This window comes from Paenibacillus sp. CMM36, assembly GCF_053570945.1.
Window position 1 is genome coordinate 102,353 of sequence record NZ_JBSEDY010000005.1, and the last position, 14,141, is coordinate 116,493.

14 protein-coding genes, 1 tRNA gene and 1 pseudogene are annotated in these 14,141 nt (G+C 46.4%); 4 read left to right on the plus strand and 12 right to left on the minus strand.

Annotation, left to right across the window (positions count from 1 at the left end; genetic code table 11):
* Nucleotides 1-124: 124 nt before the first annotated feature.
* From ACWA2B_RS12455 to ACWA2B_RS12465, 3 genes are all read right to left on the minus strand, one after another.
* Nucleotides 125-1,027 carry a PhzF family isomerase gene (locus ACWA2B_RS12455; RefSeq protein WP_245249077.1) on the minus strand — a complete coding sequence of 301 codons (903 nt, stop codon included), beginning with the start codon at nucleotides 1,025-1,027 and terminating at the stop codon, nucleotides 125-127.
* 711 nt (nucleotides 1,028-1,738) lie between these two features.
* A complete protein-coding gene (locus ACWA2B_RS12460; RefSeq protein WP_280921453.1) occupies nucleotides 1,739-1,873 on the minus strand; it encodes a hypothetical protein in 135 nt (44 codons plus the stop codon).
* 293 nt (nucleotides 1,874-2,166) lie between these two features.
* Nucleotides 2,167-2,240: transfer RNA gene (locus tag ACWA2B_RS12465), tRNA-Arg, on the minus strand.
* Between the two features lie 174 nt (nucleotides 2,241-2,414).
* Between ACWA2B_RS12465 and ACWA2B_RS12470 the strand changes: the two genes are divergently transcribed.
* A complete protein-coding gene (locus tag ACWA2B_RS12470) occupies nucleotides 2,415-2,708 on the plus strand; it encodes a DUF4870 domain-containing protein (RefSeq protein ID WP_016324668.1) in 294 nt (97 codons plus the stop codon).
* Between the two features lie 324 nt (nucleotides 2,709-3,032).
* On the opposite strand, the gene ACWA2B_RS12475 is transcribed toward ACWA2B_RS12470, so the two are convergent.
* Nucleotides 3,033-3,392 (minus strand): hypothetical protein, encoded by a 360-nt coding sequence (locus tag ACWA2B_RS12475; protein ID WP_318628045.1) that lies wholly within the window; start codon nucleotides 3,390-3,392, stop codon nucleotides 3,033-3,035.
* Nucleotides 3,393-3,555: 163 nt separating this feature from the next.
* Between ACWA2B_RS12475 and asnB the strand changes: the two genes are divergently transcribed.
* Nucleotides 3,556-5,400, plus strand: a complete 1,845-nt coding sequence (gene asnB / locus ACWA2B_RS12480) for an asparagine synthase (glutamine-hydrolyzing) (RefSeq protein WP_449292255.1) — start codon at nucleotides 3,556-3,558, stop codon at nucleotides 5,398-5,400.
* A gap of 95 nt (nucleotides 5,401-5,495) precedes the next feature.
* On the opposite strand, the gene ACWA2B_RS12485 is transcribed toward asnB, so the two are convergent.
* The 3 genes and pseudogenes from ACWA2B_RS12485 to ACWA2B_RS12495 all read right to left on the minus strand — a co-directional run bounded on the left by ACWA2B_RS12485 (nucleotide 5,496) and on the right by ACWA2B_RS12495 (nucleotide 8,224).
* Entirely contained in the window at nucleotides 5,496-6,128 is a 633-nt protein-coding gene (locus ACWA2B_RS12485) for an XTP/dITP diphosphatase (RefSeq protein ID WP_069011039.1), read from the minus strand.
* Nucleotides 6,128-6,890, minus strand: a pseudogene (rph, locus tag ACWA2B_RS12490) (ribonuclease PH). The gene ACWA2B_RS12485 and the pseudogene rph overlap by 1 nt, the downstream one beginning before the upstream one ends.
* A gap of 275 nt (nucleotides 6,891-7,165) precedes the next feature.
* On the minus strand, nucleotides 7,166-8,224 hold the full coding sequence (locus ACWA2B_RS12495; protein WP_069011038.1) for a GerMN domain-containing protein: 1,059 nt from the start codon (nucleotides 8,222-8,224) through the stop codon (nucleotides 7,166-7,168).
* Between the two features lie 152 nt (nucleotides 8,225-8,376).
* Between ACWA2B_RS12495 and ACWA2B_RS12500 the strand changes: the two genes are divergently transcribed.
* Both ACWA2B_RS12500 and ACWA2B_RS12505 read left to right on the plus strand, forming a co-directional pair.
* A complete protein-coding gene (locus tag ACWA2B_RS12500; protein WP_134903062.1) occupies nucleotides 8,377-8,934 on the plus strand; it encodes a phosphatidylglycerophosphatase A family protein in 558 nt (185 codons plus the stop codon).
* A gap of 69 nt (nucleotides 8,935-9,003) precedes the next feature.
* Nucleotides 9,004-9,441 (plus strand): GNAT family N-acetyltransferase, encoded by a 438-nt coding sequence (locus ACWA2B_RS12505; protein ID WP_069011036.1) that lies wholly within the window; start codon nucleotides 9,004-9,006, stop codon nucleotides 9,439-9,441.
* A 142-nt stretch (nucleotides 9,442-9,583) separates the two neighbouring features.
* On the opposite strand, the gene ACWA2B_RS12510 is transcribed toward ACWA2B_RS12505, so the two are convergent.
* The 5 genes from ACWA2B_RS12510 to ACWA2B_RS12530 form a co-directional block, all read right to left on the minus strand.
* A complete protein-coding gene (locus ACWA2B_RS12510; RefSeq protein ID WP_165148718.1) occupies nucleotides 9,584-10,375 on the minus strand; it encodes an SDR family NAD(P)-dependent oxidoreductase in 792 nt (263 codons plus the stop codon).
* A gap of 105 nt (nucleotides 10,376-10,480) precedes the next feature.
* Nucleotides 10,481-11,119 (minus strand): TetR/AcrR family transcriptional regulator, encoded by a 639-nt coding sequence (locus ACWA2B_RS12515; RefSeq protein WP_029518356.1) that lies wholly within the window; start codon nucleotides 11,117-11,119, stop codon nucleotides 10,481-10,483.
* Nucleotides 11,120-11,364: 245 nt separating this feature from the next.
* The gene (locus ACWA2B_RS12520; RefSeq protein ID WP_029518355.1) at nucleotides 11,365-12,000 is read right to left on the minus strand and encodes an NAD(P)-dependent oxidoreductase; all 636 of its coding nucleotides are present in this window, start codon (nucleotides 11,998-12,000) and stop codon (nucleotides 11,365-11,367) included.
* Between the two features lie 75 nt (nucleotides 12,001-12,075).
* Nucleotides 12,076-13,086 carry an MBL fold metallo-hydrolase gene (locus ACWA2B_RS12525; RefSeq protein ID WP_029518354.1) on the minus strand — a complete coding sequence of 337 codons (1,011 nt, stop codon included), beginning with the start codon at nucleotides 13,084-13,086 and terminating at the stop codon, nucleotides 12,076-12,078.
* A gap of 22 nt (nucleotides 13,087-13,108) precedes the next feature.
* Nucleotides 13,109-13,894, minus strand: a complete 786-nt coding sequence (locus ACWA2B_RS12530; protein WP_165148715.1) for a class I SAM-dependent methyltransferase — start codon at nucleotides 13,892-13,894, stop codon at nucleotides 13,109-13,111.
* Between the last annotated feature and the right edge of the window lie 247 nt (nucleotides 13,895-14,141).

Genomic DNA, 14,141 nt, shown 5'->3' on the forward strand with positions numbered 1-14,141 from the left:
TTCCTACATGTAGGAAGCTTTTTGCTATACGTCCCAGGAGTACTTGCTGGGACATTGGTGTTATTGGTTTGTACTTGGCTTGACAATCCGTCATTAAGCTTATTGATAAATTTGTTAGACTTTTTTAAAGTATGATCTCCGTTGAAAAAGCAATAACCGCTTTCCCCGTAATTTGAACTAATACGGGTTTTCCCTGTTCCTTTTTCACATGAACATGCATTGTTCCCTCTCTTTTGATTGCCTCACCTTGTAAAATATCAAAATCAAAAGACTGCTCATTCTCATTTTGCAAAATGTTATAGTGTACCAAATAGGCTCCAAGCGGTCCGTTTGCATTTCCTGTCACCGGGTCTTCAGCTATTCCAATTGCAGGAGCAAACATTCTTCCGTGAACCAATATATCCTCTTGTGGATTTAATGTAAAAACATAATATCCATTACATCCAATATGCTTGCTGATTTCTGTAAGCTTCTGCAAATCAGGTTTTAAACTATGTAGTATTTCATTGTAGTAAATCGGAACCATTACCTTAGAATGACCTGTTGAAGATATTGCAACTGGATATTCCATGCAAATATCTTTACAAGAAATACCTAACGCATTTGCAATCTGACTTCTTATTTCATCATTTAAAGGCTCTGATACAGAAGGTTCTCCCTGTGTCATTACAATAGAATAGTCATCTTCATACTTTATAACATCAACAGGCAATATACCTGCTTTTGTTTTTTGAATAATTCTTCCAGTTTCAGCTTTTCTCTCAATTGCATAAATATAATGCGCTGCTACTGTTGCATGACCACAAATTGGAACCTCTGTTGTTGGAGTAAAAAATCTTACTTCAACATCATAATTTGAAGAATCTGTTTCAAAAATAAATGCAGTTTCCGAATTATTTAATTCTCTTGCAATTCTCTGCATCTGCTCATCTGTAAGTCCATTTGCATTTGGAACAACCCCAGCAGGGTTACCATGAAATCTATTTTTTGTAAATGAGTCTACTTGATATATTCTATATTTTTTCATAATTTCGCCTCTATAAATACTAGTTTGTCTGTCTGTTAAATCTGATATTAACATACTTTTTAGGCAGTTTCACTTAAATTAAAAAATATAATATGGCCCTTTAATGAAAACGAACTGATCCTTATTATAGAATCGCGCTCTTTTATGGAAGATTGTTATTAAACTAAAGCCGCAGTTAGCTGAAATGGTCTTCTCAATCCTTATCTAAAAGTGGAATAAATCTTTTATGATTATAGATACTTTTAGATTCTGCCACGCCTGTTGAATAACCAAAATAAGTAACTCAATTCATGAAACAAGAGGTGCACTGAAGAAGAACGCGCCGAATCTGAATCAGCCATTCAACAGGTAGTTTTGAAGAAGAAATAGAAGAGAAAATCGCGCAAAGGAAAGAACGGCATGTTGGGGTCATGAAGTCTGAGCAGCAACAAATAGCCAATTGAGCAGGACATAGACGATTAGAGCACAGAATAATTGCCCTTAGACCGCATTTTCAGTCGTACCGAACAGCGTTGGAATATTCAAATGTTGCTTGATCCAACGAAAGAAGACTTCAATCTGCCATCAAGCCTTATTGATCTGTTTCGACCCCCTGAAGGGGTTGCCCATTTTCTGCTCGTAAAGCGACATGAAGTTTAATACCTGCACGTTCTCCGTGATAAGGAGCCCAATGGATCGATAGCTACCCCATTGTTCCAACGCAGCCATGCATCAGTATTGGAGTAAATGGTACACCGTAAACTTGCGGGCTTTGTCTTCATAACCTATTAACTTCACAACCCTTTGAACTTCTTCAGGAGTCAGCATGGATTGAAGGATAGATGTAATCGTGATAGAATTTTTCATGAGATCGTCTTCTTTCGGATTCGTTTGGATGGTACCAACGATTCTGCAGAAAAGACGATCTTTTTTCTGCCATTTTGTGGTTATTCAACAGGCGTGCTATTAGGGGTATTAGTTTATATAGCGTGTAAAAATCGTGTGTATAATTTGTGTAAACAGGTGTATTAATCACACCTTTTTCTAACGTTTTCTATCGTAACCCCAATAAAAGAAAAAAAAACGCCCCAAACCCTTATATATCAAGGATTTGAAGCATTTTTAATTTCGTTCAAACTTTACATATCTGAACGCTTCGACGTCCCAGGAGGGATTCGAACCCCCGACCGACGGCTTAGAAGGCCGTTGCTCTATCCAGCTGAGCTACTGGGACAAGATGGTGATCAATAAAACTTTATGTATTCAGCGCATTGATTATTATATCACATTTCGAGCAACTGTCAAAAGCATTTTTTTCATGATGTAGGGAAGCTGGCTGCAAAGGAATCATTTGGACGCTAACGGGGTATTATGTACAAAGAACCATGCATAAAGGAGGGGTTAATCCGTGAGAGGTCTTTTGTCGTCACTTTGTTATTTCAGCATTTTCTTCGCACCTTTTCTAGTGCCTGTCATTGTGTGGATTGCAGTACGGGACGAATATGTTCAGGGACATGCAAAAAAAGCTATTTTATCGCATATTTTCCCCATTATTGCGGCGATTCCGCTAGTGTATTTTATTATAACGGCGAATCATGCAGGTTCAGTGATCGGGTTTGTACTGCTATTCGTAGTGGTCTATCTCGGGGTTTTTGTGTATAACATCTACAAAGGAATTATGACGCTGCGTGAAGCGGCTTAGTTCAAAAGAAGCCTCCTATATTCCGCAAATTTGGCGGGATACAGAGGCTTCTTTAGGGTTATTTTTGATGAGTTGCTGTTGCTATTTAGTTCAATGGCTATGGCTACTTATTTATTCCCAAAGCGTTTAGGGCTTCTACGTACCTCATGTCTTACGTTTTTCTCCAGTACTTCTTCTGCAAACTCATTGTTATGAATATAACTGCTGCCTTTATTTTTCTTATAATTCGCTTTGCCGTCTATGATTTCCCCCTCCTTTCACGCTGATCCGGCGATGGCGCCGGGGCCCAAATCAACAAAAGCCGAGGCATAGCACACCATATCGTCATGCCCCGAACTCCTTGGCGAACTCTGTACTGAGTTGCCCATACGAGAGCAATTCTTTTTTGAACTTCTCTCGCTCCTCACCAGCAGTAATGTGTGTAGAGTCGGTAAAAGCCTTGTCTGTCACTTCCTCAAATGCCGAATGCAGATTATTGTCGTACCAATCCAGCTCCAGATTGGCGTCATTACGGATGATCCGTACCATGTCATAGTCATGCTGACCATCCGTCTGATCCTTGGCTGTAATATAGACCAGTAGTTCCGGGTCATCTGCGGCACCGGGCCGCACCTCTACCTCAGCGCAGCGCACTCCGTCCAGTTCAGTGAAGCGGCGTATTTTGGCATCCTTGATGTAGTACATGGTCTTCCTCCTTCCTTGCGAGTAGACGGGTTGCCCCATCAGTAGTTTTCGGAACGGACAGACATTTTATGCTTCTTTTCGGCATATATACTGTTGAACTGGGGATTTAGTTTTTGATTCATTCCAACACTGGATGAACACGATAAAGAGAGGATGAACAGACATGTGCGGAATTACAGGTTTCATACAGTGGAACGGAGACTTAATGCATCAATCTGAGCTGCTGCTGGATATGACACAAACGCTCTCCGATCGCGGACCAGATGCTGCGGGTACCTGGATATCCAATCCGTGTGCCTTCGGACACCGAAGACTGAGCGTTATGGACCCGGAAAATGGCGCTCAACCCATGATCCGGCAGCTGGAGGATATCACTTATACGATTGTATATAACGGGGAAATATATAACGCGCCTGAGCTGAAAAAAGAGCTGCAACAGCGCGGGCATTTTTTCCGTACACAATGCGACACGGAGGTGCTGCTCGAATCCTATATCGAATGGGGCCCCGAATGTGTGAATCGGTTAAACGGCATTTTTGCGTTTGCAGTCTGGGATAGTGAGCGGGAGCAGGTATTTCTGGCACGGGATCGGCTGGGAGTGAAGCCGCTATTTTATAGCCAGACCGAAGAAGTATTCGTATTTGGCTCAGAACCCAAAGCACTGCTTCAGCATCCAGCGGTAGAAGCAGCAGTGGACGCCGAGGGATTGGCTGAAATTTTTATCATCGGGCCTGCACGTACCCCCGGACACGGCGTCTATTCGTCTATGAAGGAGCTACGCCCCGGGCATACGCTAACTTACAGCCGCGACGGCGTGCGCATTCAAGCCTACTGGACACTGGAAAGCATTGCGCATGAGGATAACACCGAAGAAACGGCGCTTAAGGTACGAGAACTGTTGCTGGATACGGTGGAGCGGCAGCTCATTTCGGATGTTCCGGTGTGCACCTTATTGTCTGGCGGGTTGGATTCAAGCGCTCTATCCGCATTAGCTGTCGATTATTACAAACGTACCGGGCAGGGACAAGTTCATACGTATTCGGTCGATTATGTGGATAACGACAAGCATTTTAAAGCCCATGCGTTTCAACCCGGAGCCGATGCCCCCTGGATTCAGCGGATGGTGGATGAATTAGGGACAAATCATCACTGGGTTGAATTCGATACGCCAGAAGTCGTAGCAGCTCTGAACAACTCCACGCTAACGCGGGATTTACCCGGAATGGCGGACGTGGATTCGTCGCTGTATCTCTTTTGCCGGGAGATTAAAAAAGGGGCTACGGTCGCTATTTCCGGCGAGGCTGCGGATGAAGTTTTTGGCGGATATCCATGGTTCCACCGGGAGGATATGCTGAATTCGGGTACATTCCCGTGGGCAGTTGCACCTGACATGAGAGCCAGTCTGTTGTCTCCCGAAGTGCGGGACTGGATCAAGCCGCTGGAGTATTTGAACGACCGCTACTCCGAAGCGGTAGGAGAAGTGCCGAAGCTACCAGGAGAAACAGGAAAAGCTGCACAAATGCGCGTTATGTCCTATTTGAACATCACCCGCTTTATGCCTACTCTGCTGGACCGCAAGGATCGGATGAGTATGGGAGCCGGACTCGAAGTGCGGGTACCGTATTGCGATCATCGATTGGTGCAATATGTATGGAACATTCCGTGGAGCATTAAGATGACAGGCGGACGTGAAAAAGGTATTTTGCGCAAGGCGCTTGAGGGTGTACTGCCGGATGATGTGCTGTATCGCAAAAAAAGCCCATATCCAAAAACGCATAACCCTTCCTACCTTGAGGCTGTGAAAAAGCAGGCGCTGCAGCTGCTGGATGACTCCTCTTCCCCACTGCTCAAGCTGATTGATGCGCAAAAGGTACGCGATATTGCCGCCTCACCGGAGGCATCCACCAATCTGCCTTGGTTTGGTCAACTGATGTCGGGTCCGCAGTTGTTTGCCTATTTGGCCCAAGTGGATAACTGGTTGCGCACTTACAAGGTTGCGATTCGATAAGCTAAAAATACAAAAAAGGCTATCCGCAACTCATGACTGACGGATAGCCTTTTTTCGTTATGTGAATGGGGGATAATTTCGCCCCTGTTACCAAGCTATGCCTGTGGATTACCCAGCTTTGTTGCCAAATCCCGCAGAGCTATCCCTCGGTGACTGATAGCCTGCTTTTGTTCCAACGTCAGCTCGGCCATTGTCTTCTCAAACTCTGGCAAATAAAACAGCGGATCATACCCAAACCCACCGCTGCCGGCGGTTTCAGTAGTAATCCAGCCTTCCACGGAACCTGTCGATTCCAGCGTCTCGCCAGTCTGCGGATTATACAGAATCAAGGTACAGACGAATTGAGCCGGGCTTAGCAAAGGCTGTCCCGTATCATCACCCAGCTGCTTCGATTCCAGAACGTCGAGCAGCTTAATATTGTTTTCGTGATCGCTGGCACCTTCTCCAGCATAACGGGCAGAGTATACCCCCGGTGCACCGTCCAGCAAGTCCACGCAGAGGCCTGAATCATCGGCCAGCACGGGCAATCCGAGCACATCTCCAACCGCTTTAGCCTTTTTCAGTGCATTTTCGGCAAAGGTTTTGCCATCTTCAACGACATCAGGAATGTCGGGATAATCGTACATGCTTCTGACTTCCTTGCCAAACGGCGCAAAAGCATGCGCAAATTCCCGCACTTTTCCTTTATTTTTCGTAGCGACAATGACGACCGGGCCATCCAGCTGCATTAGGCGCCAGCTCCTGTACGTCCAGCACCGATCTTATCAGCAATCGGTCCAAGTACTTCTTTTTGACGCTCAATCATTTGCAGAATCCCTTGTTCGCCCAAGCTAAGCAGTTGATCCAACTCGTTACGGTCAAATGGGCTTTCTTCACCTGTACCTTGCAGCTCGACATATTTTCCACTGCCAGTCATGACAAGATTCATGTCCACTTTGGCCTTGGAATCCTCTTCATAGTTCAGATCCAGCAACGCTTTTTCACCTACAACCCCTACGCTGACGGAAGCCAGAAAATCGGTAATTGGAAAAACAGGCAGCTTGTGCTGGGTAGCAATTTTATTGACCGCAATCGCCAACGCTACGAAAGAACCGGTAATTGAGGTTGTACGTGTTCCGCCGTCCGCCTGAATGACATCACAATCCAACGTAATCGTCCGTTCACCAAGCGCCTGCAAATTGACCACCGAACGCAATGCTCTTCCAATCAGACGCTGAATTTCCATGGTACGGCCTGTCAGCTTGCCACGCGCAGCTTCACGCTGATTACGGCTATGAGTCGCACGCGGAAGCATGGAATACTCTGCGGTTACCCAGCCTTTTCCTTGTCCCTTCATAAAGGGGGGGGACGCGTTCTTCTACAGTAGCCGTGCAAATGACTTTCGTCTCGCCAACCTCTATAAAAACAGAGCCCTCCGCGTATTTATTTACTCCTGCTGTCAATTTCATCGGGCGCAGCTCATCACCGTTTCGTCCGTTAGATCTACTCATGCTTTTTCCTCCTACGTCGTATGCAACCTGTTCTTATATGTTTATTTTACCAAAGTGTGCAGGCAAAAGCACCCCAAGGACGATTCCCGCCCTTAAAGAGGTTGTTCAAAAAGTCGTCTTTCCATGACGAAGCTAATCAAGAAGCGGATTCAACGTCGAATCTTGAATTGAGCCGGGCCTTCCGTTGCTCACGTAGATCTGTCTACGCTCCGCTACTCAGTCCCTAGCTTCATCCAATCTTCTCGGTCCTGAAAAGCCGACTTTTGAACACGCCCTTAAAGAGGGATTTCGTTAATATGCTGCGGCTTGGCTACAGGCTCTCCATAATTTTGATTATTTTGTCCAATCACGCTTTTTTCACCATTCAGTTCAATCCGAATTTTTGTTTTGACTGCATCATCTGAATTGTCTGCCGCTGTCAGCACAACCGATTCCAAAAATTCAGCAGGCACGGCTTCTCCCTTAGCAAACATATCATCCGAGAGCGATACCGTAATGACGTTGTCTTTGGAGCGTTCTACTGATTTCAGTGCCGTCTCTCCTGTCATCACTTCTTGTAACCCATCTTTGGTCTGCGGCCCTTGAATCAATTGATGCAGTGCTGACTGGACACGATCTTTTTCAGGGCTGACCAACCGTGTTACAGGTACATAGTATTGAACTCCAGCAGGAGAAGATGAAGAGAAATACACAGTGACTGGACTAGAATCCAGTGGTGTTACGCCATGACCAATCTCCAAGTTAATACCTACTGCACGTGTCAACGGATGATCCAGCGGTGTGCCGCCAACAGGCATTTCGTTCAGCTTTTTGCCCTCCACCCAGATCTGTACGCTCTCAATATCAGGACGGTCGGTCAGGGTCCAGGTCAAGCTCTCCATTAATTTTCGTTCATCCTGTGGCTTATAGTTGGCGAAAGATTTGTTGAATTCGACAACAGCCAGCTTGTTGTTCTTGTCCACTGTCACACTTTTCACTTCCGTGCCTTGGGGAATTACACCTTTAAATCCCTCTGGCAATAATCCGGCATACGGCCCCCCCTCAACCAGGGCTTCCAGCGCCGACTTGGCATCTGCCTGTACATCCCCTGTAGCCATCGGTAAAGATACCGGGGCCAGCAAACCGTTATGATCTTGCAAAAAAACAGCCCTCAGTTGCCCTGTACTGGCGGGTGCTTTTCCGGTTACAGCCTTAATCATGGACTGCTCTGTCGTGGACGGCGGGGGGTCAATGGATGCCGATTCGTTGCCGAAAAGGCTGCAGCCTGACAACAACAGGGGTAGGGATAGCAGTCCAGCTACAGAGGTCATACGCCATGGGTGTTTTATATTCATAAGTGAAGTTCCTCCCTAACAATTTTGTACAGATTGTACTAATATGTATACAAGCCTCGCGTAAAAAATAACTACTTTTTCAGCAGACTGGACACACTGGTCATAATTGCAGTAGAAATCAGGATCTATACGAGGAGGGTAACTTCAATTTTATGGACAAGAAAAAAGCACCTTACAGCCTGAACAGTAAAAAGGTAGCTGATGCCACCCGCGAGTGGCTGCACAAGCGTGGCGTTAACATGACTGAAATCGCAGAACTGGTCATGCTTTTACAGAAAAAATATTACCCAACCCTAACGATGGAAGAATGTATGGAGAATGTGGACAAGGTACTGATGAAGCGCGAGGTTCAAAATGCCGTGCTCACGGGCATCCAACTGGATATCCTTGCAGAACAGGGCGCTCTTCTTCCCCCATTGCAGGATATGATTGAAAATGATGAGGGATTATACGGGGTGGATGAAATTCTGGCCTTTTCCATTGTAAATGTGTACGGCAGCATTGGATTCACCAATTACGGTTATGTCGATAAACTCAAACCAGGTGTGCTGGAACGCCTGAATGATAAAAGCCTCGGGCCGATCCATACGTTCCTGGACGACATTGTGGGCGCTATCGCAGCTTCGGCCAGCAGCCGTATCGCCCATCGCAAACAGGCAGAGCGTGAGCAGGAGCTTGGGGAAGAAAGCGCACCGAATACAACACGTTAAACAACATGCTAAATAACAAACAACGCGTGGGAATATAACAGATATATAAGGGTTAGAGGAGAACTAGACATGGCAAACATTACTGAAGGGTATGCATTCCGTACGATGCAGGCTAATGATTATGATCAAGCCATTGAGCTGTGGAATGGCTTGGACGGATTGGGATTAAGCGAGGCCGACTCACCGGAGCGAATTGCACGCTTTTTACAACGGAACGAAGGACTTAGCTTTGTCTGTGAGTACAACGGAAACATCATAGGCACGATTTTAGCGGGCCACGATAGTCGCAGGGGGTTTCTGTATCATCTGGGTGTAGCTGCAGCACATCGTGGTCAAGGGATCGCGCCCAGATTGGTGGATAAAGCGTTATCTGCTTTGCTGAGAGAAGGCATTGATAAATGTCATCTGTTTGTGATGGAGCATAACGCAGGGGGTCAACGCTTCTGGTCAGCTAATGGCTGGGAGAAACGGGATGGAATTTTACTATATTCCCGAGGACTAGAATAGGATCTAAGCGCTTGATCTATACAAATAGGAACACCGGGTCTGATTCAAGTCGAGCTATAAACGATCAGACCCGGTGCATAATACTCACAGCTTATTCATTGCCATTCTAACATTTCAAGCTCAGATTACCTTCATTCATAAATTACAATCCATTTTGTGGACGCAGTGCACGTTCTACAATTCCCAGCGTGGATTGACGAGAGAAGAACCGGGACACCTGAGCTACCCAATAGTTTTGGCGACCGGAAATGATGTGACTACGTCCCTTTTCAAATGCTCTCAACGCGTTCTTCACAACGGTTTGGGGAGTTTCCCTAATTCCAATTGACGCTTCACTTGCGCCAACAATATCAAAAAACGGCGTTTCTGTTGAGCCTGGACAAAGGGCCAGAACTTTAAGCCCCCGTTTCCGATTTTCGGCCCATAGCGCTTCAGTAAAAGAAAGCACAAATGCTTTGGTTGCTCCATATACGGCCATATATGGATCGGGCTGAAATGCGGCTGTGGAAGAAACATTGATGAGTCCCCCATCCCGCTTACGCAATAAATCAGGCATAAATGCATGTGTGATGTCGACTAAAGCAGCCACATTGAGCATCACTTCCTCATGCTGTCGTTCTCCTGAAACCTGCTCAAAGTATCCATAGGTGGCAAAACCCGCGTTGTTAATCAGGAGATCTACCTTTAGCTGTTGTTTTTGAACCTCCTGATGCAATGTCTGGGATGCTCCGGGTGTGGAAAGATCCAGCGCAATCACTGTTGCTTTTACGTTATATTTAGCTATGAGCTCCTTGGCCAGCGCTTCTAATTTGGTTTCATTCCGAGCTACCAAAATGAGGTCACATTTCTTAGCTGCGAGCGAATAGGCAAATGCCTCGCCAATACCGGATGATGCCCCTGTGATCAGAGCTGTTTTGTTTGCGTACATAAACATGATGATAACCTCCATAGTATCGTTGTTTTATTCTAGAAACATTGTTACCACTACTCTATAATGAACTGAAGTCATCTACTATGACGACCTCAGTACACTTCATTTTTACGATGGGGATGAGGATGTTTTAAATGCTACGAGCGTATTCTTCAGTGTAAATGCATACACCCCTTGAGCCATATCTACATCTGAAAAATGACCTGCAAACTGAAGATGTATGACCCCATGTAAAGCAGACCAAAACATCCGGACAACCAGCAACGGATCATGCTCTTTCAATGCTCCCTGCTCCATAGCGTGTATGACGGTTTGCAGAATTCGTGACAGTGCCGTTGTGGTCCCCTCCAAGCTCTGTTCATCCGGCTTGAAATCAGACAATGCCCCGCCAAACATCATTTTATAATAGGCTGAATGGAGCTGTGCAAATTCCCAGTACGCCCAGCATAGAGCTTCCAGATCAGCGAGTACGCTTTCGGTAACAGGTACTTGCTGGAAGGTTTCAGCCAATAGCCGACATCCATCCAGGTACATCTCATTGGCAAGACCATCCTTACTGCCAAAAATATTGTAAATGATCTTGGTGGAACAGCTTAATTTCTGCGCAACTCGCCGTACGGTCACAGCCTCAGGCCCTTCTTCCACAAGAAGGATGCATGCGGCATCGATGACATTTTTACGTAGCAATTGCTGCTGCTGTTGCTTCACTTCCGAATAGGTTTTATAGGGAGGCGATGGCTCGGACATGATTGAATGCACTTCCTTTTGCTTGAGGATTTTGCAAAATCCTGGCTTATTAAAAACTGTTGCTTGTTGCTACTATAATAAATTAAAGAACTACACAAGACTTTCGGGAAACGGTGTTTCCGTTAAGAATCATAGTATTCTAAGCCTGAGTATTTGTCAAATAAAAAAAGAAACACAATAAGTAGATACACTTACCGTGCTCTGGTTGATTGCTTAAAAATGAAGCTATGTTGGGTGTTTCACGATCAGTAGGCAATACCTACCCGTGTACGGATAAATTCGTAACTCTTGCATTGCCAATAAGTAAAATCAGCCGTATCCGCGGTGGTAATTTGTGAGCCACCTTCAGGCAAAAAATCTTTTTCCACGCGATAAATACCTGTCCGCGCTCCGTCCGGTAGATAGGTTGGACATACGATTGTCCAGTCTAGTGCCGATTCACGCAGCAATTCGTACACTCGCCGATGTTCCTGGGCCGCACGAGTGCTGCGTCGTCGGGTATCGTAGGACTCGTAACGATACAGGTCCGGTTCGGTCCGGCTTTGCAAAATTCCTGCCGTTCCTACCGTAATGAGCCGAGAAATGGACTGTTCCTGCATGAGCCGGATCAGCAGGGCTATATTAACGGATAAGGTAGTCGTTCCATCCGTATTCAGCGCACTGATCACAGTCGTCGCCCCACCCTTCAGCGCCTGTGCTACGTCCTCTCCATTAGTGGCATCGCCTTGTACGATTTGCAGCTGATTCCCATATCCAGGTATGTAATCCTCCAACTTGTCCGGTGAACGAACAAGGACCGTAACGGTATGACCGTCCGCTAACGCATAATCTAATATATACCGTCCTACGCGTCCGGTAGCTCCCAGCAGCAGCAAATTCATAAAGTCCTCTTTTCCGGCATGCATGCCGCTTGTCATGTTGTTTCGTTATGTCACTTGTTGGTCAACTTTCCGTGACTATTGACGGCAAAAGGGATAGAAGCGCGTGATTGGGTTCGTCTCGCTCATAGAGGCCCGTTCACGGCGCACCAGCTCCACCAGATGAGCCAGCGTCTCGGACATGGCAAACCTTAGCTGGTGAATACCCAGCTTGCCACCGAACATGGCAATGCACAGCTCATAGGCTGTGCTTCCCTCCGGTTGGATCAGCTGCTGAAATTTCTCCAGTCGTTCTTCATGATGTGCCAGCAACGCTTGCGTCCGCTCCCGAAAATAACCAAACGGATTGCGGTGCCCCGGATATGCCCACGCTACCTCCAGCTTACCTAGACGCTGCAAGCCGTCTACATAAGACTTCAACGGCTGGGCATCACTGCCCGGCAGCAGACTGATATTAGGAGAAATCTGCGGCAAAACTGCGTCACCGCAGAGGATAACACCGCTATTCGGGTCATATAAGGACATATGTCCGGGCGCATGCCCTCCCGTCTCGACGGGCAGCCAACTGCGTCCACCCCATTCCAGACGAGCGTCTATGCCGGTAGGAATAACGGTAATCTCAGGCTGTGGATTCACTTGCAAATAAGCCTGCCGCATATGTAATTCCAAGGCCGGCACTTGCTCCAAAGGAAAACCATGCTGGACAAAAAAGCTGGGAAGCCTGTTCTCCATAGCGACCGTCGATTCTGGAGCGTCCCACATCATCATCGCTTCCTTATGGCTTCGGGCTGACATATGTACACGAGCCTGACTTTGCTGCTGCATCCAGCCCGCCAATCCGTAATGATCGGGGTGATGATGAGTGACCACAATGTCCGAAATATCCCCAAAGGACATTCCCAGCTGGTGGAAGACATGCGCCCATTCTGCCTCGGTGTCCATATTGCGCGGCCCCGGGTCTACAATTGTAAAACCGTGCTCTCCCTTGAGCACATAGCTATTCACCCAGCGCAGCGGAAAGGACATGGATATTTTGACCTGAAAGCCTCCGTCTATTCGCTCACACGGTGTAAGCTCTGGCATTTTCATGGCTTCCACCCGCCTTTCTGTTTCAAGCCCGCACGCCGACAAAAATCATTCGAGGCGAAGCATCTTCAATATATTGATCTTCATTATAGCTTCCGTGTACCTGCTCTACAGATAGTCCGGCTTGCTCTAGCAATCCACGAAACTTCTCATATGGATATAGCTTCACTCGTTCATGATACACGCGCGCAGGTTCTCCCTCAGTAGGAGTCGTGCCCAGAGCAGAGGCTGCCTCAGTGCCCGTAACGGATGCAGCTGACCGAATCGCAATTTTCTTTTTCACAAATCCATCTTCAATGACCCGATGCTCCTCAATCCAATTCCCTTCATCCTCCCGCGACGAATGCGGTACCAAATGAGCGGCTACGTAAGCAGGGTTCAAATAATCTATGATAAAGCGTCCTCCCGGCTTCAACAGCCGATATATTTCCTTTAGCACTTTAAGCTGCTCCTCATCCTGTTCAAAATAACCAAAGGAGGTGAACAAATTCATCACCGCGTCATAGCTTTCATCCAGCGGCACCTCTCTCATATCCCCTTGATGCCAACTTACCCGTCCTTCGGAATCAGCTGCACGAGCTTCTCTCAGCAGCACATTGGAAAGGTCCACACCTGTCACCTGATAACCTGCATCTGCGAGCGCAAGCGAATGACGTCCCATCCCACAACATAAATCCAATACGCTGGAGCCTTGCGGTAATTTAAGCCAGGAGATCATTTTTTGCACTTCCTGATAGGCTCCCTGAAAGTCGCGATGCTTGTATACCAATAAATAATCTTCCCCAAAGCTTTGCTCGTACCATTCTGCCATATCGTTTCTCCTCCATGAACTCATTTCGCTCTATTACATACTATATTAGCTTTTTCAAACTGGAAACTCAAAAGCATTACGAATAAGGGTTTTGCAAAATCCTGAATAAGGAAACATGTTACAATAACCGTATTTGAGCTTAAATATTCATAGGAACTTCATACCAACTTCATGTGATTCACCCCATTTTATCATTAAAATGATTCATGGGAACGCCTTTAGAAGTTTTCATGAAGGAAAGGAGCGG

Excerpts from the sequence above, each read along its gene's own strand:
- ACWA2B_RS12455 (WP_245249077.1), bottom strand. The coding sequence starts at position 1,027 with ATGAAAAAATATAGAATATATCAAGTAGACTCATTTACAAAAAATAGA.
- ACWA2B_RS12460 (WP_280921453.1), bottom strand. The coding sequence starts at position 1,873 with ATGAAAAATTCTATCACGATTACATCTATCCTTCAATCCATGCTGACT.
- ACWA2B_RS12475 (WP_318628045.1), bottom strand. The coding sequence starts at position 3,392 with ATGTACTACATCAAGGATGCCAAAATACGCCGCTTCACTGAACTGGAC.
- asnB (WP_449292255.1), top strand. The coding sequence starts at position 3,556 with ATGTGCGGAATTACAGGTTTCATACAGTGGAACGGAGACTTAATGCAT.
- ACWA2B_RS12485 (WP_069011039.1), bottom strand. The coding sequence starts at position 6,128 with ATGCAGCTGGATGGCCCGGTCGTCATTGTCGCTACGAAAAATAAAGGA.
- ACWA2B_RS12495 (WP_069011038.1), bottom strand. The coding sequence starts at position 8,224 with ATGAATATAAAACACCCATGGCGTATGACCTCTGTAGCTGGACTGCTA.
- ACWA2B_RS12500 (WP_134903062.1), top strand. The coding sequence starts at position 8,377 with ATGGACAAGAAAAAAGCACCTTACAGCCTGAACAGTAAAAAGGTAGCT.
- ACWA2B_RS12505 (WP_069011036.1), top strand. The coding sequence starts at position 9,004 with ATGGCAAACATTACTGAAGGGTATGCATTCCGTACGATGCAGGCTAAT.
- ACWA2B_RS12510 (WP_165148718.1), bottom strand. The coding sequence starts at position 10,375 with ATGTTTATGTACGCAAACAAAACAGCTCTGATCACAGGGGCATCATCC.
- ACWA2B_RS12515 (WP_029518356.1), bottom strand. The coding sequence starts at position 11,119 with ATGTCCGAGCCATCGCCTCCCTATAAAACCTATTCGGAAGTGAAGCAA.
- ACWA2B_RS12520 (WP_029518355.1), bottom strand. The coding sequence starts at position 12,000 with ATGAATTTGCTGCTGCTGGGAGCTACCGGACGCGTAGGACGGTATATA.
- ACWA2B_RS12525 (WP_029518354.1), bottom strand. The coding sequence starts at position 13,086 with ATGAAAATGCCAGAGCTTACACCGTGTGAGCGAATAGACGGAGGCTTT.
- ACWA2B_RS12530 (WP_165148715.1), bottom strand. The coding sequence starts at position 13,894 with ATGGCAGAATGGTACGAGCAAAGCTTTGGGGAAGATTATTTATTGGTA.